This window comes from Curvibacter cyanobacteriorum (assembly GCF_028649475.1).
GTDB classification, from domain to species: Bacteria; Pseudomonadota; Gammaproteobacteria; order Burkholderiales; family Burkholderiaceae_C; genus Curvibacter; species Curvibacter cyanobacteriorum.
In genome coordinates, this window is the sequence record NZ_JAQSIP010000004.1 from 372,760 (window position 1) to 397,577 (window position 24,818).

Annotated in this window: 23 protein-coding genes; 14 read left to right on the top strand and 9 right to left on the bottom strand. The window is 65.3% G+C overall.

Annotated features, from left to right (window positions below; all coding sequences use genetic code 11):
- Nucleotides 1-15 precede the first annotated feature (15 nt).
- A complete protein-coding gene (locus PSQ40_RS11245) occupies nt 16-624 on the top strand; it encodes a hypothetical protein (protein ID WP_273951546.1) in 609 nt (202 codons plus the stop codon).
- Between the two features lie 6 nt (nt 625-630).
- Here the strand turns inward: PSQ40_RS11245 and PSQ40_RS11250 are convergent, their stop codons facing one another.
- Nucleotides 631-2,226, bottom strand: a complete 1,596-nt coding sequence (locus PSQ40_RS11250) for an aminotransferase class III-fold pyridoxal phosphate-dependent enzyme (protein ID WP_273951547.1) — start codon at nt 2,224-2,226, stop codon at nt 631-633.
- Nucleotides 2,227-2,338: 112 nt separating this feature from the next.
- Between PSQ40_RS11250 and asd the strand changes: the two genes are divergently transcribed.
- Nucleotides 2,339-3,265, top strand: a complete 927-nt coding sequence (gene asd, locus PSQ40_RS11255) for an archaetidylserine decarboxylase (RefSeq protein WP_273951548.1) — start codon at nt 2,339-2,341, stop codon at nt 3,263-3,265.
- Here the strand turns inward: asd and PSQ40_RS11260 are convergent.
- On the bottom strand, nt 3,190-4,890 hold the full coding sequence (locus tag PSQ40_RS11260) for a glycosyltransferase family 39 protein (RefSeq protein WP_273951549.1): 1,701 nt from the start codon (nt 4,888-4,890) through the stop codon (nt 3,190-3,192). The two genes, asd and PSQ40_RS11260, sit on opposite strands and share 76 nt — an antisense overlap.
- A gap of 435 nt (nt 4,891-5,325) precedes the next feature.
- On the bottom strand, nt 5,326-6,507 hold the full coding sequence (gene metK / locus PSQ40_RS11265) for a methionine adenosyltransferase (protein ID WP_273951552.1): 1,182 nt from the start codon (nt 6,505-6,507) through the stop codon (nt 5,326-5,328).
- 138 nt (nt 6,508-6,645) lie between these two features.
- On the opposite strand from metK, the gene PSQ40_RS11270 reads away from it, so the two are divergent.
- Together PSQ40_RS11270 and PSQ40_RS11275 are read left to right on the top strand one after the other, a co-directional pair.
- Entirely contained in the window at nt 6,646-7,476 is an 831-nt protein-coding gene (locus tag PSQ40_RS11270; protein ID WP_273951553.1) for a lysophospholipid acyltransferase family protein, read from the top strand.
- A gap of 2 nt (nt 7,477-7,478) precedes the next feature.
- The gene (locus PSQ40_RS11275; protein WP_273951554.1) at nt 7,479-8,345 is read left to right on the top strand and encodes an LpxL/LpxP family acyltransferase; all 867 of its coding nucleotides are present in this window, start codon (nt 7,479-7,481) and stop codon (nt 8,343-8,345) included.
- On the opposite strand, the gene PSQ40_RS11280 is transcribed toward PSQ40_RS11275, so the two are convergent.
- Both PSQ40_RS11280 and yihA read right to left on the bottom strand, forming a co-directional pair.
- Nucleotides 8,339-9,250, bottom strand: coding sequence for an alpha/beta fold hydrolase (locus PSQ40_RS11280; RefSeq protein WP_273951555.1), 912 nt, complete (start codon nt 9,248-9,250; stop codon nt 8,339-8,341). The two genes, PSQ40_RS11275 and PSQ40_RS11280, sit on opposite strands and share 7 nt — an antisense overlap.
- A gap of 96 nt (nt 9,251-9,346) precedes the next feature.
- Nucleotides 9,347-10,123, bottom strand: coding sequence for a ribosome biogenesis GTP-binding protein YihA/YsxC (yihA, locus tag PSQ40_RS11285; RefSeq protein ID WP_273951556.1), 777 nt, complete (start codon nt 10,121-10,123; stop codon nt 9,347-9,349).
- Nucleotides 10,124-10,201: 78 nt separating this feature from the next.
- Between yihA and PSQ40_RS11290 the strand changes: the two genes are divergently transcribed.
- From PSQ40_RS11290 to PSQ40_RS11310, 5 genes are all read left to right on the top strand, one after another.
- Nucleotides 10,202-10,840: a c-type cytochrome gene (locus tag PSQ40_RS11290; RefSeq protein WP_273951557.1), complete on the top strand. Its 639-nt coding sequence runs from the start codon at nt 10,202-10,204 to the stop codon at nt 10,838-10,840.
- Between the two features lie 102 nt (nt 10,841-10,942).
- Entirely contained in the window at nt 10,943-13,123 is a 2,181-nt protein-coding gene (locus PSQ40_RS11295; RefSeq protein WP_273951558.1) for a cytochrome c biogenesis protein ResB, read from the top strand.
- A 63-nt stretch (nt 13,124-13,186) separates the two neighbouring features.
- Entirely contained in the window at nt 13,187-14,533 is a 1,347-nt protein-coding gene (gene ccsB / locus PSQ40_RS11300; RefSeq protein WP_273951559.1) for a c-type cytochrome biogenesis protein CcsB, read from the top strand.
- Nucleotides 14,534-14,607: 74 nt separating this feature from the next.
- Nucleotides 14,608-15,612 carry a protein-methionine-sulfoxide reductase catalytic subunit MsrP gene (gene msrP, locus PSQ40_RS11305; protein ID WP_273951561.1) on the top strand — a complete coding sequence of 335 codons (1,005 nt, stop codon included), beginning with the start codon at nt 14,608-14,610 and terminating at the stop codon, nt 15,610-15,612.
- Nucleotides 15,612-16,289 (top strand): protein-methionine-sulfoxide reductase heme-binding subunit MsrQ, encoded by a 678-nt coding sequence (locus PSQ40_RS11310; protein ID WP_273951562.1) that lies wholly within the window; start codon nt 15,612-15,614, stop codon nt 16,287-16,289. The genes msrP and PSQ40_RS11310 overlap by 1 nt, the downstream gene beginning before the upstream one ends.
- 76 nt (nt 16,290-16,365) lie before the next feature.
- Here PSQ40_RS11310 and PSQ40_RS11315 read toward each other — a convergent pair whose 3' ends face one another.
- The 3 genes from PSQ40_RS11315 to lptM form a co-directional block, all read right to left on the bottom strand.
- Complete coding sequence (locus tag PSQ40_RS11315; RefSeq protein WP_273951564.1) at nt 16,366-17,190, bottom strand: oxygen-binding di-iron domain-containing protein; 825 nt, start codon at nt 17,188-17,190, stop codon at nt 16,366-16,368.
- An 83-nt stretch (nt 17,191-17,273) separates the two neighbouring features.
- Nucleotides 17,274-18,554 (bottom strand): diaminopimelate decarboxylase, encoded by a 1,281-nt coding sequence (gene lysA, locus PSQ40_RS11320; protein ID WP_273951565.1) that lies wholly within the window; start codon nt 18,552-18,554, stop codon nt 17,274-17,276.
- The gene (lptM, locus tag PSQ40_RS11325) at nt 18,551-18,784 is read right to left on the bottom strand and encodes an LPS translocon maturation chaperone LptM (protein WP_273951566.1); all 234 of its coding nucleotides are present in this window, start codon (nt 18,782-18,784) and stop codon (nt 18,551-18,553) included. The genes lysA and lptM overlap by 4 nt, the downstream gene beginning before the upstream one ends.
- 60 nt (nt 18,785-18,844) lie before the next feature.
- Between lptM and cyaY the strand changes: the two genes are divergently transcribed.
- The gene (cyaY, locus tag PSQ40_RS11330) at nt 18,845-19,177 is read left to right on the top strand and encodes an iron donor protein CyaY (protein WP_273951567.1); all 333 of its coding nucleotides are present in this window, start codon (nt 18,845-18,847) and stop codon (nt 19,175-19,177) included.
- A gap of 119 nt (nt 19,178-19,296) precedes the next feature.
- On the opposite strand, the gene PSQ40_RS11335 is transcribed toward cyaY, so the two are convergent.
- On the bottom strand, nt 19,297-21,696 hold the full coding sequence (locus tag PSQ40_RS11335) for a penicillin-binding protein 1A (RefSeq protein ID WP_273951568.1): 2,400 nt from the start codon (nt 21,694-21,696) through the stop codon (nt 19,297-19,299).
- A 241-nt stretch (nt 21,697-21,937) separates the two neighbouring features.
- Here PSQ40_RS11335 and PSQ40_RS11340 point away from each other — a divergent pair, with 241 nt between their 5' ends.
- The 4 genes from PSQ40_RS11340 to PSQ40_RS11355 are packed head-to-tail and all read left to right on the top strand — an operon-like array spanning nt 21,938 to nt 24,817.
- Complete coding sequence (locus PSQ40_RS11340) at nt 21,938-23,017, top strand: pilus assembly protein PilM (RefSeq protein ID WP_273951744.1); 1,080 nt, start codon at nt 21,938-21,940, stop codon at nt 23,015-23,017.
- The gene (locus PSQ40_RS11345; protein WP_273951745.1) at nt 23,014-23,613 is read left to right on the top strand and encodes a PilN domain-containing protein; all 600 of its coding nucleotides are present in this window, start codon (nt 23,014-23,016) and stop codon (nt 23,611-23,613) included. Before PSQ40_RS11340 ends, PSQ40_RS11345 begins: the two co-directional genes overlap by 4 nt.
- Nucleotides 23,614-23,621: 8 nt before the next feature.
- A complete protein-coding gene (locus PSQ40_RS11350; protein ID WP_273951569.1) occupies nt 23,622-24,284 on the top strand; it encodes a type IV pilus inner membrane component PilO in 663 nt (220 codons plus the stop codon).
- The gene (locus PSQ40_RS11355) at nt 24,281-24,817 is read left to right on the top strand and encodes a pilus assembly protein PilP (RefSeq protein ID WP_273951570.1); all 537 of its coding nucleotides are present in this window, start codon (nt 24,281-24,283) and stop codon (nt 24,815-24,817) included. Before PSQ40_RS11350 ends, PSQ40_RS11355 begins: the two co-directional genes overlap by 4 nt.
- The last annotated feature ends 1 nt before the right edge of the window (nt 24,818 follow it).

Consider the following 24,818-nt stretch of genomic DNA (forward strand, 5'->3'; position numbering starts at 1 on the left):
TTGCAAGGAGTGAAGGTGAACGATTTCCTGAGTGCCCTGAGAACCCAGCGGTGGGACGACCACCGCTACTACCACCACAGCCGCATCAACCAGACCCTGCACCTCATCAGTGCGCTGAGTTTTCTGGTGGCGTATGGCCTGTTGTTCATCGATCCGCCCAGCGCCGCCTTGCTGGCCTGGGGCGTGTCGATGGTGGCGCGCCAATCAGGCCATTTCTTCTTCGAGCCCCGGGGCTACGACGAAGTCAACCAGGCCACGCACGAACACAAGGAAGCCATCAAGGTGGGCTACAACCTGCGCCGCAAGGTGGTGCTGATGGCGCTGTGGGTGGCCGCCCCGGTGCTGCTGTGGTTCAGCCCGGACCTGTTCGGTTGGGTGACCCCCGCGGACTCGATGTCCGCGTTCTGGCACCAGGTGGGCTGGGCCTGGCTGGTGGTGGGCGTCGGGGGCTTGCTGTTCCGCACCGTGCACCTGTTCTTCCTGCAAGGGGTGCAGACGGGCCTGGTCTGGATGTGCAAGATCCTGACCGACCCCTTCCATGATGTGTGGCTCTACCACAAGGCCCCGCTGCACCTGTTGCGCGGCGAGTGGGTGGACCCGATGGTCCACGCCCGCAAGCCCTGACGGGGATCAGCCCCGGTGGGCCAGCATCTCGCGCAGGATGCTGCGTTTGATCGAGCGGTTGCTCAATCGCTCGTCCTGCCACCACCAGCCGTCGGCGGCCATGGCCTGGGCCGCGGCGACAAAGCGCTGGCACACCTCCTCGAAATCCGCTTCGGTGTAGTTCAGGCTGAAGATCAGGCGCCCGGTCCCGACCCAGCTCAGGGCCAGGCCTTGTTCGCGCAGGTAGAACTGCAGCATCCAGTTGTAGCGCGACGGTTGGGTGTAGTTGACGGTCCAGATGCTGGACAGGTTGGCCACCCGCACCGGCAGCCCGGCGCTGGCCAGTTGCTGGTTGAGCCGGGCCGCCCGCAGGTTCTGGCGCTGGTCCAGGTCCAGGTACATGAGCTGGGCCTCGGGGGTTTCGAGGTAGTCGAGGAAGGCCTGCATGGCGCCCATCACATAGGGGTGGGAGTTGAAGGTGCCGCGCGCAAAGCACAGGTCAGCGGGGCGGTCTTCGCGGTAACGCTTCATCAACTCGCGGCGGCCGCACACCACACCCACCGGCAAGCCGCCCCCCAGGGTCTTGCCGTAGGTCACCAGGTCGGCCTTGACGCCAAAGTACGACTGCGCGCCCTCGGGGCCCAGGCGAAAGCCCACGAACACCTCGTCAAAGATCAACACGATGCCGCGCTCGGTGCAGACCTCGCGCACCTGTTGCAACCAGGCGGTGTAGGCCGCGCGGTCAAAGCCGGCCTGGCGCGAGCTGTCGACCAGGGTCGAGTCGCCGGGGGCGTTGCGGTTCGGGTGCAGCGCCTGCAGCGGGTTGATCAGCACGCAGGCGATGTCGCGGCGGGTGCGCAGCACCTGCAGGCTGTTCTCGTGCAGGTCGCGCAGGGTGTAGGTCTCGCGCGGGGGCAGGGGGTTGCCCGGCCCCGGCTGCACGTCCTCCCACCAGCCGTGGTAGGCGCCGCAAAAGCGCACCAGGTGGCGTTTGCCGGTGTGGTAGCGGGCCAGGCGCACGGCCTGCATGACGGCCTCGGTGCCCGACATGTGGAAGGACACCTGGTCCAAGCCCGACAGCCGCTGCAGGCGCTGCACGTTCGAGGCCACGCAGGGGTGCAGGCCGCCCAGCACCGGCCCCAGCGCTTGCACATGGGCGGCGCCCCGCGCGATGCACTCGCGGTACACATCGACCCCGAACACATTCACGCCGTAGGAGCCGGTCAGGTCGAAGTAGCGGTTGCCGTCGAGGTCGCTGACGCAGACGCCGTCGGCCGCCTCAAGGAAGGCCCCCACCTGCAGGTGCTGGCGCAACAGGGGGCTGAACTGAAATGGCACCCGGTAGGCGCCCGTGAACTGCAGGTCGGGCAGGCCCTCGCGCGCCTGGGCTGTCAGGGCCAGCGTCTTGGGGCAGCGCTGCACCAGTTGTTGGCCCAACCGCAACAGGGCCTGGCGGCGGCGCTCGGCCACCTCGGGGGGGGCGCCATCGGCGGCAAAGAAGCGCGCCTCGTCATAGGCGTAACCCGGCAGCCACGAGGCCACGCGCTTGGCCATGCGCGAGTGGCCGGCCAGCGACGGGTGCTTGGCACGCGACAGCGCCAGGCGGCGCATCAAGCGGGGCATGGCTGCTGCCAGCGCCGCGCCTCCCAAAGTCCAGAGAGCCAGTGTTTCGTCCATGTGATGAGGTGTCTGGTGAATGGAAAGCTCATCTGTAACTTGCTCGATTGACACCTTGATGAAACCCCGATTTTTCCGCCGCCTGCGCGATCGCCTGCTGCAACAGGAGGACCTCAATTTCCTGCTCACCAACCGGGTGCCACGCCTGGCCCTGACCCGCTTCATGGGCTGGTTCAGCCAGCTGCGCCACCCCTGGGTGAGCGCGGCCTCGATTGGGGTTTGGCGTTTGTTCACCGAGTTGGACCTCAGCGACGCCCGGAAAACGCGTTTCGACAGCCTGCACGACTGTTTCACGCGCGAGTTGCGCCCCGGGGCCCGGCCCTTTGACCCCGACCCCGCTGTGCTGGCCAGCCCCTGCGACGGCATCGTCGGGGCCTGTGGCAGCGCCCTTGGCCTGGAGGTGTTCCAGGCCAAGGGCTTCCCGTACCGGGTCGAAGACTTGTTTGGCAGTGCCGAGCGCGCTGCCCCGTTCCGTGACGGCTGCTATGTGACGCTGCGCCTCACCTCCGCCATGTACCACCGCTTTCATGCGCCGCACGACGGCCGCCTGCGGCATGTGACCCACTTGCAGGGCGACACCTGGAACGTCAACCCGATCGCCTTGAAGCGGGTGCAGGCCCTGTTTTGCCGCAACGAGCGGGCCGCACTGCATGCCCGTCTGAGCGTGGGCGGGCACCCGATTGCGCTGGTGCCGGTGGCCGCGATCCTGGTGGCCAGCCTGCGCCTGCACGCGCTGAACCTGCTCCTGCACGGGCGTTACCCGGGGCCGCATGAGCTGCCTTGCGACGTGCCGTTTGCCAAGGGGCAGGAGCTGGGCTGGTTCCAGCACGGCTCGACCATCATCGTGTTTGCGCCGCCGGGCTTTTCGCTCTGCGAGGGCGTGGTGCCCGGCCAGCGCTTGCGCGCGGGTCAGCCCTTGATGTGTTTGCCGCGTGGCGAGAAATCGCCGCCCTTGGCGGTGGCGGTGCCCGGCAGCACGTCGTAGACCACCCAGGCAAACTGCATCGGCTGCGGGAAACGCCAGCCTGTGCGCGCCGCCGTCACCCAGTGCGGCTGCACCGGCAGGCCCGATTGCTCCAGCCAGGCCTCGGCCTCCAGCTCACAGGCCGTGGTCTTGTGGCGCTTCAGTTCTGGCAGGGGGCCGCGTGGGCAGATCAGCAGGCCGCCTTCCCGCACCCAGTTGGGGTGCGGGGCCAGGGTGGTGGGCCATTCGTCCGGGCGGCCCGGCAAGGCGCGCACGCGGTCGGACACGTAGAAGGCGATCATGGCGTTCTCCGCCCACTCGCCCCCGGTCCAACCCAGGGGGATGTCGGGGTGGCGTTGCTGCCAGCCGGCCGCCATCAGTTCTGCGGCGGGTTCGGTGGCCTCGTAGTAACTGCGTCGGCCTTGCCGCGCCTGTTGGACGGTCAGCACCACACCGACCAGCACCACGCCGATCAGCACCGGCCAGGCGGCGCTGTTCAGGGCGTCCAAGCTGCGCAGGGTCACCGGCGATGGCGCCAGGCTGGGGGCCGGGGTGATCCGGGTCGGGGTGGTGACCCGGCCCAGGTTGCGCAGCCACAGCAGCGGCAGCGCAAAGATGGTCGGAATCGCCCACGGGCTGGACAGCTCGGCCATTTCCGCCACGCCGGCGAGCAGGGTCAGGCCGCCCGGCAGCATGGCGAGCCAGAACAAGGTGTCGTCCCAGCGTTGCGGCCGCCAACTGTGCAGCGCCAGTCGGGGCAACTGGCCCACGGCCCGGCCCAGGCGGCCCCACAGCGGTCGCTCGGCCGTGCTGTCGGTGGCCTGCCAGGCGAACACCCCCAGGGTGCTGAGCCAGGCCACGAGGCCAAAGGTCAGCGGCGTGATGGCAAAGTGCAGGATCGATCGCCAGTCCATGTGGCCGGCGCCTTGGTCCATCGCGTAACGCAGGGTTGGAAAGTCGTTTTGCCACAGCCACCAGGCGTGCGGCGCCAAGCCCACGAACAGGGTGAGCAGCGCCAGGTAGGGGCGGGGACTGCTGAACCAGCGCAGAGCGTCCCGGCGCAACAGAGCGGCCAGGAACAGGCTCAGCAGGAACACCCCGCTGTAGTACTTGCCCAGCATGCACAAGGCCCCCAGCCCACCCAGCGCGACCGAGGCCCACAGGCCCCGGCGGCCGGTGTGGTGCAGGCTGGCCACCCAGGCCACCGCAGTCCAGGGCCAGACCGACAGCAGGACGGCGTTGGCATTGAACTTGGCCGCGAGGGTGGTGTAAGGCAGCGTCCACAGCAGCAACAGCACGGCGCTGCTGGCGTGTCGGCCCAGGCCCATCTGGCGCGCCAGTGCCGCGACGCCCCACAGGCCGATGGCGACATTCACATACGACAGCAGCTTGTAGGCCAGCACGTTGTGGGGCATCAGCGCGAACCAGGCCTGCACCACCCAGACAAACAGCGGCGGGTGCTTGAACGTGCCCCATTCAAAGGTCTGGGCCCAGGCAAAGTTCTCCAGCATGTCGTTGTACGGGTCCAGGTTCGGGTAGGCGAACCAATGGACCAGGGCCCAGGTCAGGCAATAGGCCAGAATCAGCCGCCCCGCCGACAAGGGGGCACGGGAACTGACGCTGGCAGAAGGGGCGACAACAGACACAACAAGGCGCAGGTAAGGGGTCATTGGGGCCCGCGGCGGCGGAGGGCGATCCCGGCTGGCGGGCGGGAGGCATGGGAGGCCGGCGGACAAGGGGCCACAGCAAACGGCGCGTGGCGCCCACCCGGGCGGTGGGCGTTGACCGTGCTTGGGACGGCCGAGATTGTCGCATGGTCAACCGATTTCAGCTGACCGGTCCCTCATTTGGAGTGAGTGGTGTTGCGCTGGCCCGCGACGCCGCTGTTGGGAGGGCGGCGCCCAAGGGCATCAACGCGGGGTACGCAGGCCCCCGAGGGCTTGGGGCGGAAACCCTGCCGGCGCCAGCGAGCCGGCGGGGCAATGGGGCAATGGGGCAAGGTCGGGGGAATCGGTCGAGGGCGGGAGGCACTGCGCTGTGCCCCCGCCGAGAGACCGGGCCGCGGCGCAGCCCGGCAGGCCTTACAGCCCGGCAGCGGCGCGCAAGGCCGCGGCCTTGTCGGTCTTTTCCCAGCTGAACTCGGGCTCTTCGCGGCCAAAGTGGCCGTAGGCCGCGGTCTTTTCGTAGATCGGGCGCAGCAGGTCCAGCATCTGGATGATGCCCTTGGGGCGCAGGTCAAAGTGTTCGTTGACCAGCTTGGCGATCTGCTCGTCCGGGATCACGCCCGTGCCTTCGGTGTAGACCGTCACGTTCATGGGACGGGCCACACCGATCGCGTACGCAACCTGGATCTGGCACTGCTTGGCCAGGCCGGCCGCGACGATGTTCTTCGCCACATAGCGGGCCGCGTAGGCCGCCGAGCGGTCCACCTTCGTCGGATCTTTGCCCGAGAACGCGCCGCCGCCGTGGGGGCAAGCGCCGCCGTAGGTGTCCACAATGATCTTGCGACCAGTCAGGCCGCAATCGCCTTGCGGGCCGCCAATCACAAAGCGGCCGGTGGGGTTGATCAGGTACTTGGTGTCCTGCAGCCATTCCTTGGGCAGCACCGGCTTGATGATTTCTTCGATGATGGCTTCGGTGAAGCTGGCCTTCATCTTCTTGGCGGTTTCGCTTTGGTCGGGGCTGTGTTGGGTCGACAGCACGACGGTGTCGATGCTGTGCGGCTTGCCGTCGACGTAGCGCATGGTGACCTGGCTCTTGGCGTCCGGACGCAGGAAAGGCAGGCGGCCATCCTTGCGCAACTGGGCCTGGCGCTCGACCAGGCGGTGCGCGTAGTAGATCGGGGCCGGCATCAGCTCGGGCGTTTCGTCGCAGGCATAGCCAAACATCAGGCCCTGGTCGCCGGCGCCGGTGTTCAGGTGGTCGTCCGACGCGTGGTCGACGCCTTGCGCGATGTCGTTGCTCTGCTTGTCGTAAGCCACCAGCACGGCGCAACCCTTGTAGTCGATGCCGTATTCGGTGTTGTCGTAGCCGATGCGCTTGATGGTGTCGCGCGCGACCTGGATGTAGTCGACGTGCGCGTTGGTCGTGATCTCGCCCGCCAACACCACCAGACCGGTGTTGGTCAGGGTTTCGGCGGCCACACGGCTCAGCGGGTCTTGCTTGAAGATGGCATCCAGGATTGCGTCAGAGATCTGATCGGCAACTTTGTCGGGATGGCCTTCCGAAACAGATTCGGAGGTGAAAAGAAAATCGTTCGCCATTTGAATAAACTCCACGTTACAGCTACTGGGGCGTTGCCTCAGGCTCGGGAGCTTTGGCGAACGCTTTAGCAGTTTTTTTTAAAGTCGCCCTGCAAGTTGCTCAGTTAACTCGGCGACTTTTTCAATTTTAACCACTTCATGCTCCTCCTGCTCAGGGTTTTGTCCCTGTTTCCCCTTGGGTTGCTCCAGGTCATTGGTTGGCTGCTGGGCTGGCTGGCCTTCCTGGTCTCGCCCACTTACCGTCGCCGTTTTGTGGAGAACGCCACCTTGGCCGGCTGCAGCCGGGGCCAGATGGCGGCCGCAGTGGGCCACGCCGGCTGCATGGTGGGTGAGTTGCCGCGCCTGTGGCTGGGGCGGCCGCTGCCCTTTCGCTGGGACGATGGCGGCTGCATTCAGCGGGCCTTTGACGCGGGGCGGGGCATTGTGTTTTTGACCCCCCACATGGGCTGCTTCGAGTTGTCACCGCAGGCGCTGGCCGCGGACTACAGCGAACGCCAGGGGCCCATGACCATCCTGTACCGGCCGGCCCGCCAACCCTGGCTGGCCCGGGCCATGGCGTCGGTGCGTGAGCGCCCGGGCCTGCAGGCGGTGCCGACCACCCTGGCCGGGGTGCGGCAGCTGATCAAGGCGCTGCGCCAAGGGCGCGCGGTGGGCCTGTTGCCCGACCAGGTGCCGCCCGAAGGCATGGGCGCCTGGTCCCCGTTCTTCGGTCGTCCGGCCTACACCATGACCTTGGCGGCCCGCCTGGTGCAGCAGACCGGGGCCACCGTGCTGCTGGCCTGGAGCGAGCGCCTGTCATGGGGGCGCGGCGTGGCCGTGCATGTGCGCGAGATGCGCGAGCCGCTGTCGGCCGACATGGACACGGCCCTGGCGCAACTCAATGCCGAGATGGAGCAGTTGATCCGGGCTTGCCCGGCCCAGTACCTTTGGGGTTACGCGCGCTACAAGCCGCCGCGTGGAGAGTTGTGAGCATGTGGAGTCGTGTCGGAATTGTGTTCATGCGCCTGATGGCGGTCCTGCCCCTGAGTTGGGTGCGTGGCCTGGGCGTGGTGCTGGGTTGGGTCCTGTACGCCCTGGCGGTGCCCCGCCGTCGGGTGGTGGCGGTCAACCTGCGCCTGTGTTTTCCGCAGGCCACGGCGGCCCAGCGGCGCGCCTGGGGGCGGCAGGCCTTTGTGCACTTTGCCCAGTCCTGGCTGGACCGGGGCTGGCTTTGGCATGCGCCGCGCGAGGTGCTGGCGCGCCGCATCCAGTTGGTGGGCGCCTGGCAGGAATTTGAGGGCGACACGCCGACGATCATTTTTTCGCCCCATTTCTTTGGTCTAGAAGCCGGCGGGATGGCCTTGTCCATGAACGTGAACCGGGTTTTCACCTCGATCTTCACGCCCCAGCCCAGCCCGGAGGTCGATGCCTGGATGAAGGCCGGTCGTTCGCGCTTTGGCGAGGTCACGATGCTGAACCGGTCCCATGGGGTCAAGCCCATCATCAGCAACCTGCGTCAGGGCGGTGCCTTGTACCTGTTGCCGGACATGAACTTTGGCCCTGAGGAGTCGATTTTTGTGCCCTTCTACGGGCACCTGGCGGCGACGGTGCCCAGCCTGTCGCGGTTCGCGCGCCTGGGGCGCGCCAAAGTGGTGCCCGTGGTGTCGCGCCTCACGCCCACCGGCTACCAGGTGGAGGTGATGCCGGCCTGGACGGACTTTCCCAGCGACGATGTCGAGGCTGACACGGCCCTGATGAACCAGCGCCTACAGGGTTGGATCGACACCATGCCCGACCAGTATTACTGGGTGCACAAGCGCTTCAAGACCCGCCCCCCGGGCGAGCCTCCGGTTTATTGAGCGCGGGCCAGAAAGGGTTGGATCTGGGCCGCGACCCAGTCGGGGGCCTCGTGCACGATCCAGTGGCTGGCCTCGGGGTGGCGCTGCACGGTGAGATCGGGCACCCAGTGCTCAAGGCCGTCGAGCAGGCCCGGCAGCAGCGCATGGTCGCCCAGGCCCCACAGCACGAGGGTGGGGCGCTCAATGCGCAGCATGGCGTCGGGCAGTTCGAGGCCCTGCGCCCCCACCTGCGCTTCGTCGGCCGGGCGCAACGGTGACGCCCGGTAGTAGTTGCAGCCACCTCGCAGGCCCTGACGCCAAACGGCGCGGTACTGCGCCTGGCAGGCCGGGGTCAGCCATTCGGGCGCGCTGGCACCGCCAAAGTGCTTGAAGAAGCCCCAAAGCCGCGCAAAGTCGTCCTCGGCCAGCAGGGCTTCGGCGTCGGGACGCACCAGGAAGTTCATGTAGGCACTGGCCGCCTGTTGCGCCGGGCTGTGCTGGAGCTCGCGCAAGAAAGTACCCGGATGGGGCGAGTTGAGGATCACCAGGCGCTGCATCAGGGCCGGCTGCTGGTTGGCCAGGTTCCAGGCCACTGCGCCGCCCCAGTCGTGGGCAATCAGGGCGCCCAGCGGGGCATTGGGGGATTCGAGGGCGATCAGCGCGGCCAGGTCCTGCACCAGGTGCTTGGCGCGGTAGGCGGCCACCTCGCTGGGGCTGCTTGAGTTTTCAAAACCGCGCAGGTTGGGGGCCACACAACGCCAGCCGCCGTTTTCGGGTCGGGCGAAATGCGCCATCAGCCCGTCCCAGACGAAGGCGGCTTCGGGAAAGCCATGGACAAAAAGCAACACGGGCCGGCCGGGCTCGCCGCAGCTGCGGCAGCTCAGGGTGATGCCGTGGGGCAGGGTTTGTGGGTAGCTGTTGACCATGGCGTGGGGGTCTCCTGGGGGCCTCGATCGGCCTGGGGTTGGGGCTTGTCCTGCGTGCACCCACCCGAGACCCCGTCGCCGGGGCGGCTCCGGCGCTCAGTCGGCGGCCGGGGGCTCGGCCTGCGGGTCAACAGCGGCGGGGGCGTCGGTGTCTGGGCGGTCCGGGCTGGCGTCGGCTTGGGGCGGGTGGGTCCACTGCCACAGCAGTTGGGCCGTTTCCTCGAGACCGACGCGCTTGAGTGCGGAGAAGAGTTTGACCTCACCGCCGCCGGCGTTCAGTCGCGCAATCGACAGCGCCTTGGCGCCTTCGGAGCGGGTGAGCTTGTCGGCCTTGGTCAGCAGCACGAGGAATTTGAGGCCTTCTTCAACGCGGGGGCGGATCACCTCGAGCAGGGTTTCGTCGAGCTCGGTGAGGCCCAGTCGGGGGTCGCACATCATGACCACGCCCGCCAGGTTCTCCCGCGTGACCAGGTAGTTGGCCATCACGCGTTGCCAGCGGATCTTGTCTTCCTTGGGCACGGCGGCGTAGCCGTAGCCGGGCAGGTCGGCCAGCACCGCGTCGGTGACGTTCTGGCGCCCGAGCGAAAACAGGTTGATGTGCTGGGTGCGACCCGGCTTCTTGGACGCGAAGGCCAGCTGCTTTTGCTGGGTCAGCGTGTTGATGCAGGTCGATTTGCCGGCATTGGATCGACCCACAAAGGCGATTTCTGGCAGGTCCAGCGCGGGCAGGTGGTGCAGCTGCGCGGCGGTGGTCAGAAAGCGGGCAGTGTGCATCCAGCCGAGCGCTGTTTTGGCGTCCGCTTGGGCGCTGGCAGCAGACGGCGCAGCAGGGGGAATGGCGCGGCCTGAGGCTGGAGTGTTTTGGTTTGTCATCAAAGTAGCAGTATTTCTGAAGCGTCATTGTAGAATCGAGTGGTTTTGCGCCCCCTAAACATCATTGACCCCCTCGATATGAAGTTGCTTGCCACCCTGCTGACCGCTGCCCTGCTGGCGGCCCCCGCTTTCCCGGCTTTCTCTGCTTCAGACAAGCCTGCCGAGGCCCCCAAGGTGGCCAAGCCTGACTTGGTCAAGGGCGAGGCCAGCTATGCCAGCTGCGCCGCCTGCCACGGCGCCGACGGCAACGCGGGCTCGCCTGCCTACCCGAAGCTGGCCCAGCAGCACCCCGAATACCTGGTCAAGCAGCTGCAGGAATTCAAGTCCGGCAAGCGCGCCAACGCCGTGATGTCGGGCATGGCCGCCGGGCTCAGCGACGAGGACATGAAGAACATCTCGTACTGGCTGGCGTCCAAGAAGCAAAAAGCGGGTTTTGCCAAGGACAAAGAGCTGGTGGCCCTGGGTGAGCGCATTTACCGCGGTGGCATTGCCGACCGCCAGATTGCCGCCTGCGCGGGCTGCCACAGCCCCAACGGTTCGGGTATTCCCTCGCAGTACCCGCGCCTGGGTGGCCAACATGCCGACTACACGGCAGCCCAGCTGACCGCGTTCCGCGACGGCGTGCGCAAGAACAGCCTGCAAATGACCGGTGTGGCCGCCAAGCTCAACGACCGCGAAATCAAGGCCGTGGCCGACTACATCGCCGGCCTGCACTGAAAGAGGGTCATGGTTCGTTGAACCAATCCCCTTTGTCACCCCCTAAGCAGGGCGGGCCTCGTGCGGGGCCCGCCCTTTTTCATTTGTCAGAGTCCCTGCGACATGTCCCTTACCGCCCCTGATCCCGCCTCCCGCGTGGCCCCACCCCCGGGGTCGGCCCGCCTGCAGGCCTTGCTTGATCTGCTGGCCTCGATGCGCTTTGCCATCTCGCTGCTGACGGTGATCTGCATTGCCTCGGTCATCGGGACGGTGTTGCAGCAAAACCAGCCTGCGGTCAATTACGTGAACCAGTTCGGGCCCTTCTGGGCCCAGCTTTTTGGGACCTTGAGCCTTTATTCGGTCTACAGCGCGTGGTGGTTTTTGCTGATCCTGGGCTTTTTGGTGGTCAGCACCTCCCTGTGTGTGGCGCGAAACACACCCAAAATACTGATCGACCTCAAAACATTCAAAGAAAACATCCGCGAATCCAGCCTCAAATCCTTCGGCCAACACGCCGAAGCGGGCTTCAGCGAGGGGGCTGAAACGGTGGCCAGACGCCTCGGCGCGGGCCTGGTGCAGGGCGGCTGGAAGGTGCGCTTGCAGCCGCGCGACACCGCGGCGGGCCCGGGCTGGATGGTGGCCGCCAAGGCCGGCGCGGCCAACAAGCTGGGCTACATCGCGGCCCACTCGGCCATTGTGCTGGTCTGCCTGGGCGGGCTGCTGGACGGCGACCTGATCGTGCGCGCCCAGACCTGGTTCAACGGCAAAACCCCCTACACCGGGGCCGGCTTGATCGCCGATGTGCCCGAACAGCACCGCCTGAGCGTGAGCAACCCCACCTTCCGCGGCAACCTGATGGTGGCCGAAGGCACCCAGTCGAGCACCGCCATCCTGAACCAGTCGGCCGGTGTGCTGCTGCAGGAGCTGCCCTTTGCGGTGGAGCTGAAGAAGTTCATCGTCGAGCACTATTCGACCGGCATGCCCAAGTTGTTTGCCAGCGAGATCGTGATCCACGACAAGGTCACGGGGGCCCAGACGCCGGCCCGGGTCGAGGTGAACCACCCGGTCAATTACCGGGGCATCGAGATCTACCAGTCCAGCTTTGACGACGGCGGCTCCCGGGTCAAGCTGCAGGCGATTCCCCTGAGCGGCATGGCCGGTCGGTTCGATGTCGAGGGGGTGATTGGCGGCGCCGCGTCGCTGGAACGCGAACAAGGTGGCGGCCCGGTCAGCCTGGAGTTCACGGCCCTGCGCGTGATCAACGTCGAGAACTTCGCTGGCGCCCAGGGCGGCTCGGGTTCGGGCGCCGATGTGCGCAAAGTCGATCTGCGTGATTCGCTGGAATCCCGCCTGGGGGCGGCCAACAAGACGCAGACCAAAAAAGAGCTGCGCAACATCGGCCCCAGCGTCACCTACAAGCTGCGCGACGCGGCCGGTCAGGCGCGCGAGTTCCACAACTACATGTTGCCCGTGGACATGGGCGACGGCGGTGTGCCGGTCCTGCTGTTGGGCCTGCGCGACAACCCGGGCGACCCCTTCCGCTACCTGCGCCTGCCGGTGGACGACCAGGGCGGGCTCGACGGCTTTGTGCGCCTGCGGGCCGCACTGGACCAGCCCGCGCTGCGCGACCAGGCGGTGCGCCGCTACGTGAAGCTGGCCATCGATGCCTCGCGCCCCGAGTTGGCCGAGCAACTGCGCGCCTCGGCGGCCCGGGCCATGGACCTGTTCGCCGGGGCCGCCCGCGGGCCCGACGGGCAGCGTGCGCCCGCGGGTTTGCAGGCGGTGGCCGATTTCATCGAGGCCCAGGTGCCCGAGGCCGAACGCCCGCGCGCGGGCGAGGTGTTGATCCGCATCCTCAACGGGGTGCTGTTCCAGCTCAACCAGGTGGCGCGCGAACAGGCGGGGCTGGCGCCCCTGTCGAGCGACGAGAAAACCCAGGCCTACATGACCCAGGCGGTGCTGTCGCTGAGCGACGCGCAGGCCTACCCGGTGCCGATGGTGTTTGTGTTGAAGGATTTCACCCAGGTGCAGGCCAGCGTGTTCCAGGTGGCGCGAGCCCCTGGCAAGAGCATTGTTTATTTGGGCTGTGCCTTGTTGATTCTGGGCGTCTTTGCGATGCTCTACGTCCGCGAGCGTCGGGTCTGGGTCTGGGTGCGTCCGCAGGGCGAGGGCAGCCTCGCCACGATGGCCTTGTCCAGCAACCGCAAGACCCTCGACGGCGACCGTGAGTTTGTGCGTTTGAAAGAAAAGCTGTTGGGTCTGTCGCCCACCGAGCCACCGGCGCCGCCTTCGACGCCGGCCTGATCCTGACGATTTTTGCGCTGCCAGAGCCTGAACCCTGATAAGCCCCAGCCACGAGTGGACCCCATGAACACAGTTTCCAGCCCCGCGACCCCCATCACCCTCAGCGAAGGTTTTTTCTCCCGCCGCTCCTGGTGGGACTGGCTGTTTGCGGCCCTGGTCTTGCTGGGGGGGATCACGGTGATGGTGCGCTACGGCAGCAACCTGGACGGCTACGAAACCGGCATCTTGCTGGCCACCGTGCCCACCGCGATCTGGCTGGGCTGGTTGTGGCGGCCCCTGGCGGGCCTGATGGTGGGGGTGGCCGCGCTGTCTTTGCTGGCCATCGCGTCGTATCAAAACGGTGCGGAGGCCCCCACGCTGGCGCGCGCTGAGAGCGTGTTCTGGCTCAAGTACTTTCTGTCCAGTCAGTCGGCCATCCTGTGGATGTGCATGCTGGTGTTCATGAGCACCCTGTTTTACTGGCTGGGGCTGATTGGCGGCGAACACGGCGCCACCATGGAGCTCACAGGCTCCCGCCTGGCCTGGGCTTCGGTGGTCATGGCGCTGACCGGCACCCTGGTGCGCTGGTACGAAAGCTACCTGCTGGGGGCGGACATCGGTCACATCCCGGTCAGCAACCTCTACGAGGTGTTCGTGCTGTTCTGCTGGATCACCACCGTGTTCTACCTGTACTTTGAGGCCCAGTACAAAACCCGCTCCCTGGGGGCGTTTGTCATGTTGGTGGTCAGTGCGGCGGTGGGCTTTTTGCTTTGGTACACCGTGGTGCGCGAAGCCCATGAGATCCAGCCGCTGGTGCCGGCCCTCAAGAGCTGGTGGATGAAGCTGCACGTGCCGGCCAACTTCATTGGCTATGGCACTTTTGCCCTGTCGGCCATGGTGGCTTTTGCCTACCTGATCAAGCAACAGGCGGGCGAAACCCGCTGGTACAAGCTGGCGCCGCTGGGCCTGCTGGGCCTGGTGCTGTGCTTTGAGCCCATTGTCTTCCGCCGTGGCAGCACCGAGGCGGGCAGCAGCTACTGGCTGGTGTACTTTGGGGTGTCGGCCTTGATTGTGGGCGGCATCCTGGCCGCACGCCGGCGCATTGCCAGCCGCCTGCCCAGCCTCGAGGTGTTGGACGACGTGATGTACAAGTCGATCGCGGTGGGTTTTGCCTTCTTCACCATCGCCACCGTGCTGGGCGCCCTCTGGGCGGCTGAGGCCTGGGGGGGCTACTGGAGCTGGGACCCCAAGGAGACCTGGGCCCTGATCGTCTGGCTCAACTACGCCGCCTGGCTGCACATGCGCCTCATGAAGGGTCTGCGTGGCACCCTGTCGGCCTGGTGGGCGTTGGTGGGGCTGGCGGTGACGACCTTCGCGTTCATCGGCGTCAACATGTTCCTGAGTGGCCTGCACAGCTACGGGACATTGTGAAACCTCTGCGAAATTTTCGAATCCTTGAAAGAATCGGGCGCTGAGTGCGACCCATGTCCACCTAAGGAGCTTTCATGCTGATTCACACCCGAGACCACACGCAGGCCACCCCCCTGCCCAGCGAGATCACCCCCCCCGAGATGTATGCGGGGCGGCGGCGCTGGTTGCAACAGTTGGCGCTGACCGGCGCTGGCACCACCTTGGGGGCCTGGGCCGCGCGTGACGCGCTGGCGCAGCAGGCGCCTTACCCCAAGCCGGGCAAGCTGGCCACCTTGGCGGGGGGGCGCTCGGCCGTGCTGGGGGCCGTCTTGATGGAGAAGATCACCGAGTACAAAGACGCGGCCGGCTACAACAACTTCTACGAGTTCGGCACCGACAAGGCCGACCCCGCCCGCAACGCCCACACGCTCAAGACCAGTCCCTGGTCGGTTGAGGTGGATGGCCTGGTCAAGAAGCCTGGCAAGCTGGCGCTTGAAGACCTGCTCAAGCTGAGCCCGATGGAGGAGCGCATCTACCGCCTGCGCTGCGTCGAAGGCTGGTCGATGGTGATCCCCTGGGTGGGGTATTCACTGGCCGAGCTGATCCGCCGCGTGGAGCCCCTGGGCAGTGCCAAATACGTCGAGTTCCACACCCTGGCCGACCCCAAGACCATGCCGTTTGTGGGTTCGCGTGTGCTGGATTGGCCCTATGTCGAGGGCTTGCGCCTCGATGAGGCCATGCACCCCCTGACCTTGCTGGCCTTTGGCATGTATGGCGAGGTCTTGCCCAACCAGAACGGGGCCCCGGTGCGCCTGGTGGTGCCCTGGAAGTATGGCTTCAAGAGCGCCAAGAGCCTGGTGCGCATCCGTTTCACCGAGAAAGAACCGGGCACGGCCTGGAACAAGGCGGCGGCCAACGAGTACGGTTTCTACTCCAACGTGAACCCCGAGGTGGATCACCCACGCTGGAGCCAGGCCACCGAGCGCCGCATTGGCGAAGACGGTTTGTTCGCCAAGAAGCGCAAGACCCTGAAGTTCAACGGCTACGAGGCGCAGGTGGCATCGCTCTACGCCGGCATGGACTTGAAGAAGTTCTACTGATGGCCCGCGCTGCTGTGCCGCCGTCGGCGGGGGGCACGCCGGCCTCGGCGCCCTGGGTTCAGGCCTTGCGGCAAAGCGCGCAGCGCCTGCTGCTGTCACCTTGGCGCCCCTGGCTGCAGACCCTGTTGTGCCTGTTGCCGCTGGCCTGGCTGGTGGTGGGGGTGGTGCTGGACACCCTGGGCGCGAACCCGGCCGAAGCGCTGATCCGCAGCACAGGCGACTGGACGCTGCGCGCCCTGTGCCTGACCCTCGCGGTCACGCCCTTGCGCGTCAGCTTGGGGGTGCCCGCGCTGGCCCGGGTGCGGCGCCTGTTCGGCCTGGCCGCCTGGTTTTATGCCAGCCTGCACTTGCTCTGCTATGCGGCCTTTGACATGGGCCTGGACCTGGGTGACATCTTGCGTGACACGGTCAAGCGGCCCTTCATCTTGGTGGGGGTCACCGCCTGGTTGCTGATGTGGCCGCTCACCCTGACCTCGTTCAACCGCGCCATCAAGGCCCTGGGGGGCAAGCAGTGGCAGCGCCTGCACCGGGTGGTGTATGGCGTCGTGTTGTTGGGCTTGCTGCACTTCTTCTGGATGCGCGCTGGCAAGAACAACTTCACCGAAGTGGCGGTGTACGGCCTGCTGATCGTGGCCTTGTTGGGTTGGCGCCTGCACCGCGCCGTGCGCCGCGGCTGAGGCGCACCCGGCCTGGGGCCGAGGGGCCTGTGTGTCGCACAGGGGGGGGGGCGCGGCCTCCGGGCCGCGCAGGGGCTCAGCGTCCTACCGCGCGCAGTGTCGGCTGGGCGCCGCGCTGCGGGTCAATCTGCAGCGTGGGCAGTTGGTAGGCGCGGTCATCGAACAGGTCGATGCCGCACATCAGGGCTTCAAGCCAGTCAAAGAACTGCTGGATCGCTTTGGCCCCGACGATGGGCGCGCCATGCTGTGGCACCAGCATCGCGATGTCCAGCTGGCGGGCCATGCGCACCCACAGGCGCAGCACCTTGTTGGACACCATGTAGCGCCGGTGAAAGCCCTCCATCAGCGGGATGTGCTCAGTGAGGTCCGTGACCGGCTTTTGGGCCTGGGCGCCGGTGGTCATGGACACCCCGAGGTCGCCGGTGAACAGGATGCGGCTGACCGGGTCGTAGAACTGGAAGTTGCCCTCCGAGTGCATGAAGTGCGCGGGTAGCAGCCACAGGTCATGCCGACCGACGCGCAGTTTGCCGCCGGCATCGGGCACGCCAATCACGCGGTCCTCGGTCTTGCCGACTTTGGCGAAATGGGGCGCGAAACGCTCCCAGATGCGCGAGATCACGAGCTTGGCCCGGGTCGACGTCATCCAGCGGTCCAGCGAGGCAATGATGTCGGGGTCGGCGTGCGAGGCCAGCAGGTAGCTCAGTTTGCTGGGCGGGAAGTGCTTGGACATGCCCAGGAACAACTCGTTGAAGGCCAGGTTGCCTCCGGGGTCGAGGATGGCGCCCGTGCCATCGTCGACGATCAGGAACTGATTGGCCTGCACCGCTTGCCCCCCTTCCTCGATGAGGTCGGTGAACATGAGGCAGGCGTGATCCGCATCACGGTAGAGTTCAATCGGCATGCAGACTCCCAGCTTGACTAAGCCATTTTGGCAGCCTGCACTCTAGTGGCCCTGGCGAAGCGGGCCTTGATTCAGGTCAACCCTCAGGCGGGCAGCAGGTTTTCCAGCGCGAAGGTGTCCTGTGCGGTCTCGCGGCGGCGGATCAGGTGGGGGCCCTGGTCGTCGACCAGCACCTCGGCCAGGCGGCCGCGGGTGTTGTAGTTGCTCGACATGCTCATGCAGTAAGCCCCTGCCGACAGCACGGCCAGCGTGTCGCCCGGTTGCGCTGCCAGGGCGCGTTCGCGGCCGATCCAGTCACCACTTTCGCAGACCGGGCCGACGACGTCGTACAGCGTGGGCGCGGCGGCGCTCTGCTGCACCGGCACGATGTGGTGGAAGGCCTCGTACATGGCCGGGCGCGGCAGATCGTTCATGGCCGCGTCGACGATGCAGAAGTTCTTTTGTTCGCCCGGCTTGAGGTAGAGCACCTCGGTCAGGCACAGGCCGGCGTTACCGACCAGCGAGCGACCCGGCTCAATCATCAGTTGGCGGTCGCCAAAGCCGCGCGCATCGAGCTTGGCCAGCAGGCGGGCCCACAGCGCGTCGGCTTCCGGCGGTGTGTCGCCGTTGTAGTTGATGCCCAAGCCGCCACCAAAGTCGATGTGGTGGATGGGAACGCCGGCCGCCTCAATCGCCTCGACCAGGTCGAGGATGCGGTCCATGGCGTCCAGGTAGGGGTCGACCTGGGTGATCTGCGAGCCGATGTGGCAGTCGATGCCCACCACGCGCAGGCCCGGCAGGGCCGCGGCGTGCTGGTAGGTCTGCACGGCGCGGTCGTGGGCCACGCCAAACTTGTTGCCCTTGAGGCCGGTCGAGATGTAGGGGTGGGTCTTGGGGTCCACGTTCGGGTTGACGCGGATGCTGACCGGGGCCTGGCGTTGCACGCTCAAGGCGACATCGTTGAGCACCTCGAGTTCGGCTTCGCTCTCCACGTTGAAGCAGCCAATGCCCAGCTCCAGGGCCTCGCGCATTTCGGCGCGGGTCTTGCCGACGCCCGAGAAAATCACCTTGCTGAGGTCACCCCCCGCCGCCTGCACGCGGGCCAGTTCGCCGCCCGAGACGATGTCGAATCCGCAACCCGCCTGCGCGAACACCTGCAGGACCGCGAGCGAGGAGTTGGCCTTCATGGCGTAGCAGATCTGGGCCTTGCGACCTGCAAAACCGCGTTGGTACGCGGCCAGTGCCGACAGCATGGCGGCCTTGGAGTACACAAACAGCGGGGTCCCGAATTGCGAGGCCAGATCGGCCGCCGACACGTGGTCAACGAAGAGGGTCTGGTCGCGGTAGTGGACGTGGGGGTGGCCGGGCAGCAGGGCTTGGGTCATGGGGTGGCAGCAGCGGGGGAGGTCGGCGCCGACATCGCGTCGGCGGGCAGTTGGGTGCGGGGCACCGTCGAGGGGGCCGTGTTGGACGGCCGGCGTTCGGGCAGCAGCGAGTCGGGGATCAGTGTCTGCGGTAGCGTGGCACGGCCCTGGGCCGCGGCTTCCTGCGGGAACACCAGCGGACCGCGTTGCCCGCAGCCGCTCAGGGCCAGGCCCGAAGCAGCCGTCAGCACGGTAAGGGCAATCGGTCTGACTAGAATTTGGATTCGACTCAACATCAACGAATTGTAGTAATGACCGACCTCGAATTCATGGACCACGCAGAAGCCTTGCTCAAAGCAGTTGAATTGACCTGCGATGCCCTCAATGACACGACCGAGGCCGACATCGATGCCCAGCGCAGCGGCGGCATGATCACCCTGAGCTTTCCGGGGCGCAGTCAAATCGTCATCAACCTGCAAAAGCCGCTGCATGAAGTGTGGCTGGCCACGCGCTCCGGCGGCTACCACTACCGTTGGGTGGACGGCGCCTGGCGCGATACCAAGAGCCCCACGCTGTTCTTTGATCAACTGACCCAGGACGCCAGCGCCCAGGCGGGACAGCCCTTGCACTTCGCGCCGGCCTGACGGGGACGCGGGCCGACGGGCCGCCGTGGGGCGCGGCGCTGTGCGGCCGGAGCGGCCCATTTGGCCACCGGCGCGTTGGCGGTCGGGGCCGCCGCTGGCCCAGCGCGCTCCACCCGGTTTCAGTTGCGGAACAGGTCCAGGATCTTGGAGCGTTCGTCGCCCCCGGGGGCAGGCGAGGGGGCCGCGGTTGGCGGCGCCGTGCCTGCGCTGCCGCCCCGGTCATCCATGCCCAGGTGGCCCACACCGTTGTTGTGCGAGTACTCGCTGTAGTACCACTCACCGCCCACATTGACGACGCCTTCGGGGGCGGTGGCTTCCATCACGGGCACGCCCTTGAGGGCGCGCTCCATGAATGTGATCCAGACGGGCAGGCTCAGGCCGCCGCCCGTTTCGCGGTCGCCCAGCTTGCGCGGGGTGTCGTAGCCAATCCAGGTCACAGCCGCCAGCGTCGGCTGGAAGCCGGCAAACCAGGCGTCCATCGAGTCGTTGGTGGTGCCGGTCTTGCCATAGATGTCCGGGCGTTTCAGGGTGGCCTGGGCCTTGGCCGCGGTGCCCGAGCGCGCCACCTCTTGCAACAGACTTTGCATCAAGAAGGCATTGCGCGGCGAGATGGCGCGGGTGCTTTCATCCAGGGGGGTGGGTTTGCTCTCCACCAGCAACTTGCCCTTCTGGTCGGTGATGCGCTCGATCACCCAGGGGTTGACGCGGTAGCCCCCATTGGCAAACACCGCGTAACCGGTGGCCATCTGCATGGGGGTGACCGAGCCGGCCCCCAGCGCCATGGTCAAGTAGGCCGGGTGCTTTTCGGCCTCAAAGCCGAAGTGCGTGACCCACTCCTGGGCGTAGCGGGCGCCAATCGATTGCAGCACCCGGATCGAGATCATGTTCTTCGACTTGGCCAGACCCCGGCGCAGCGACATGGGGCCGTCAAAGGTGCCGTCGTAGTTCTTGGGTTCCCAGGGTTGCCCGCCAGTGGTGCCCGCGTCGAAGAACAGGGGGGCATCGTTGACCACGGTGGCTGGGCCAAAGCCTTTTTCCAGTGCCGCCGAATAAATGAACGGCTTGAAGCTGGAGCCCGGCTGGCGCCAAGCCTGGGTCACGTGGTTGAACTTGTTCTTGTCAAAATCGAAGCCTCCAACCAGCGCCTTGATGGCGCCCGTGCGTGGGTCCAGCGCCACAAAAGCGCCTTCCACCTCGGGCAGTTGGGTGATTTCCCAGGTGTCCTTGGGCGTCTTGACCACACGGATCAGCGCACCGCGACGCAGTTTGATGTTGGGCGGTGCCTTGTCCGACAGGCCCGACTGCGCGGGCTTGAGGCCATCGCCTGTGATCTCCAGGGTGTCACCGTTGGGCCGGATCGCGTGGATCTTCTTCGGGGTTGCCTCCAGCACCACCGCGGCCATCACATCGCCGTTGTCAGGGTGGTCGCCAAAGACGTCGTCCAGCGCCTCGTCCTGTTCCTTCGGGGTGTTGGGCAGGGTGATGAACTTCTCGGGGCCGCGGTAGACCTGCCGACGCTCAAAGTCCATGATGCCCTTGCGCAGCGCCTTGTAGGCCACATCCTGGTCCACGGCCGCGATGGTGGTGTACACGTTCAGGCCGCGCGTGTAAGCCGCCGTGCCGTACTGCGCCACCACCAACTGGCGCACGGTTTCAGCCACGTACTCGGCGTGCACGCGCGAGCTGTCGGGCCCAAATTTGACCTTCAGGGGCTCTTTGCGCGCCTGCTCGGCCTGGGCTTCGGTGATGAAGCCGTTGTCTTCCATGCGGTCGATGATGTAGAGCTGGCGAATCCGGGCCCGCTTCGGGTTGCTGATCGGGTTGTAAGCCGACGGCGCTTTGGGCAAGCCCGCCAGCATCGCGGCCTCGGCCACGGTGACGTCTTTCAGGGGTTTGCCGAAATAGGTATCCGCGGCTGCTGAAAATCCATAGGCACGGTTGCCGAGGAAAATCTGATTCATGTAAATCTCGAGAATCTGATCCTTGCTCAGTAAATGCTCGAGTTTGAATGTCAGTAATATTTCGTATATTTTCCGGGTAAATGTTTTTTCGGACGATAAATACACGTTGCGCGCCACCTGCATGGTGATGGTCGACGCGCCCTGGCTTTTGGCTCGACCTAAATTGGCCAGGCCGGCTCGAAAGACCCCGATGTAATCCACCCCGCCGTGTTGGTAGAAGCGCGCGTCTTCGACCGCCAGCACGGCGTCCTTCATGACTTGGGGAATGTCCTTGATCGGGGTCAGGTTGCGACGCTCTTCGCCGAACTCCCCCAGCAGCGCGCCCTCGGCCGAGTACACCCGCAGCGGCAGCTTGGGCTGGTAGTCCGACAACTCAGAAATGTCCGGCAGGTTGGGGTAGGCCATCGACATGGCCACTGCGACCACCATCACCACGCTCAGTGCCCCGGCCACGGCCAAGCCCACCAGCCAGACCAGGGCCCGAAGCAGCCATCGGCTCAGGCCGCTGCGGGGGGCGGCGGTCTTGTCCGCGGGTGCTGAAGAGGGGGGGCTTGCCATGGTGCGATACGAAGTGAATGGCGAATTATAGAAATCGGATCAGCGGGCACTGATTTGGTGTTCGACGGCTGCCCAGCGAGGTATGTAACTTGTTGCAAAATACCGTGAAATCGTATGCTTTTGACAACGAGGTGTGTCCGTGCACGGGCTGAAATTCTTTGCCCGTCAACACCCTTGCTGCTAGCATTCAAGCAAAGTATGAAGTTGAAACGTCCGTCCGGGCGTGTTACGGGGGACCATCTTGATCTCTTTAGGATCATTGTTCAGCCGGCAGGTGGCGCCCCTGCTTGGCATTGACATCAGTTCATCCAGCGTCAAGCTGGTCGAGCTGGGTCGCGATAAGTCCGGAGGGTACGTGCTCGAACGCTGCGCCATGGAGCAGCTCGAGAAGGGATGGATCGTCGACGGCAACATTGAAAAGTTCGACGAGGTCGCCGAGGCCGTGAAGCGGGTGGTCAAAAAGAGCGGTTCGCGCACCAAGAATGTGGCCATGGCGCTGCCGGCATCGGCGGTCATCACCAAGCGCATTGTGCTGCCCGGTGGGCTGTCGGACCAGGAACTCGAAGTGCAGGTGGAGTCCGAAGCCAACCAATACATCCCTTTCTCGCTGGATGAGGTGAGCCTCGATTTCTGCGTGGTGGGTCCGAGTCTCAGTTCCACTGGCGATGTGGATGTGTTGATCGCGGCATCGCGCAAAGAAAAGGTCCAGGACCGACAAGGCCTCGCCGAAGCGGCGGGGCTGAAACCTGTGGTGCTGGACGTCGAAACCTTCGCATCCCGCCTGGCCGCAGGGCGCCTGATCGATAACTTGCCGGGCCAAGGGGCGGGCTTGATGGTCGCTTTGTTTGAAATTGGCTCCATGACCACCAGCCTGCAGGTGATCAAAGACCACGAAGTGCTCTATGAGCGGGATCAGGCTTTTGGGGGCGCCCAGTTGAGCCAGCTGATCGTGCGCCAATATGGGTTCTCGCCCGAAGAGGCTGAAACCAAGAAGCGCTCTGGCGAGTTGCCTGACGATTACGCCATGGCGGTTTTGCGCCCCTTTGTCGAGAGCGTGGCGCAGGAGATTGGTCGCGCGCTGCAGTTTTTCTTCACCAGTACCCCATTCAACCGGGTGGATCACATTTTCTTGGCGGGCGGTTCCTCGGCGCTGCCCGGTTTGGCCGAGGCCGTCATGCAGCAGACTTCTTTTGCCTGCAGCGTGGTGAATCCTTTTGAAGGCATGGCCGTGAACGATTCGGTGCGGCTCAAGAAAATGGCACGGGAGGCCCCGGCTTACCTGACCTCGTGTGGCTTGGCCATGCGGAGGTTCCTGTCATGATTTTGATCAACCTATTGCCGCACCGCGAGGCGGCCCGACTCAAACGCAAGGAAGCGTTTCAGGTCACCCTGGTCGCCTCGGCATTGGTGGGGGGGGCCGTGGTGGCGCTGGTGTATTTGACGTACCAATCGCTGATCGCTGAGCAGCAGGGGCGCAACGAGGTCCTGCGCTCGGAAATCAAGAATCTGGAGACCCAGATCAAGGAGATTTCCAACATCGAAATGGAAATCGCCGCCCTGAAGGCCCGTCAGAAAGCGGTCGAGGATTTGCAGTCCGACCGCAATGCCCAGACCTTCTTGATGAATGAACTGGTGCGCCAATTGCCGGATGGGGTTTACATCACCAGCATGCGGCAGGAAGGTGGAACCATCCTGATTCAAGGGGTGGCCCAGTCCAATCAGCGGGTGTCTGAAGTTCTGAAGAACTTTGCCTCGGGCTCGACATGGTTTGCACGACCCGAGTTGCTTGAGATTCAAGCGGGGTCGGTCAGCTTGAGTTCCCGCGACCAACGCCGTGTCGCCAACTTCGGCATGCGCTTTCAGTTGTTGCGGGCCTCCGAGGTTGAGAAGGCGGCCGAAGCTGCGGCCAAGAAGTGAGTCTCAACATGGCGATCAATAAAAACCTGTCCATCGATGTCGAAGAGCTGTTTGAACAGCTGACTCGGCAGTTCTCTGAACTGGACCCCCGGGATCCTTCGCTGTGGCCGGCGTTTCCGCGTTATCTGTTGTGTGTCGTGATCATGGTCGGTGTGGTCGCGGTGGCTTGGTTTGCGTGGCTGACCGATTTCCAGACCGAGCTCGACACCGAGGTGGCGACAGAGCAGACGCTGAAAGAGGATTTCGGCAAGAAACTCACCAAAGCCGTCAACCTCGATGCTTTGAAAAAGCAGCGCGAGCAGATCCAGCAGTATGTGACCCAGCTTGAAAAGCAATTGCCAGGCAAGGCTGAAATGTCGGCCTTGTTGTCGGACATCAACCAGGCTGGGTTGGGGCGCAGTTTGCAGTTTGAGCTTTTCCGTCCCGGCCAGATGGTGGTCAAGGAGTATTACGCTGAGCTGCCCATTTCCATCCGGGTCACAGGCAAGTACCACGACATTGGGTATTTCGCCTCCGATGTGGCCCATTTGTCGCGCATCGTGACCTTGAGCAACCTGACCCTCACCCCCGCGCGTGACGGGGTGCTCAGCATGGACGCCACCGCCCGCACATACCGGTATCTGGACACCGACGAGATCGCCAGCCAGCGCAAGGCCGGGGGGGTGAAATGACCCACAAAGCTTGGTGGTTGCCTTGTTTGTCGGTGCTCCTGTTGAGCGCTTGTTTCTCGGAGGGTGACGAAATCCACGCCTGGATTGCCGATCAGAAGTCGCAGAGTCGGCCGAAGGTGACGCCGCTCGTCGAACCCAAGAAATTTTTGCCACAAGAGTACGAGGGGGCCACTTCGGTTGACCCTTTCAATATGCAGAAGCTGACCCAGGCACTGAAGCGGGATTCCGCGACGCCGGGCAACATGGCCATCATCGCGCCTGAGATGGCGCGGCGCAAAGAGGCACTTGAAATGATGCCGCTGGACTCGATGGCGATGGTCGGCAGCATGCACAAGAACAACGAGCCTGTGGCCTTGCTGCGGGTGGACAACCTTCTGTACCAGGTGAAGGTCGGTAACCACCTGGGGCAGAACTACGGGCGAGTTCTCAAAATCACAGAAACGGAGATCCAGTTGCGCGAAGTGGTGCAGGACTCTTCAGGTGACTGGATCGAGCGACCAGCCTCATTGCAGTTGCAGGAGCGGGGGAAATGAA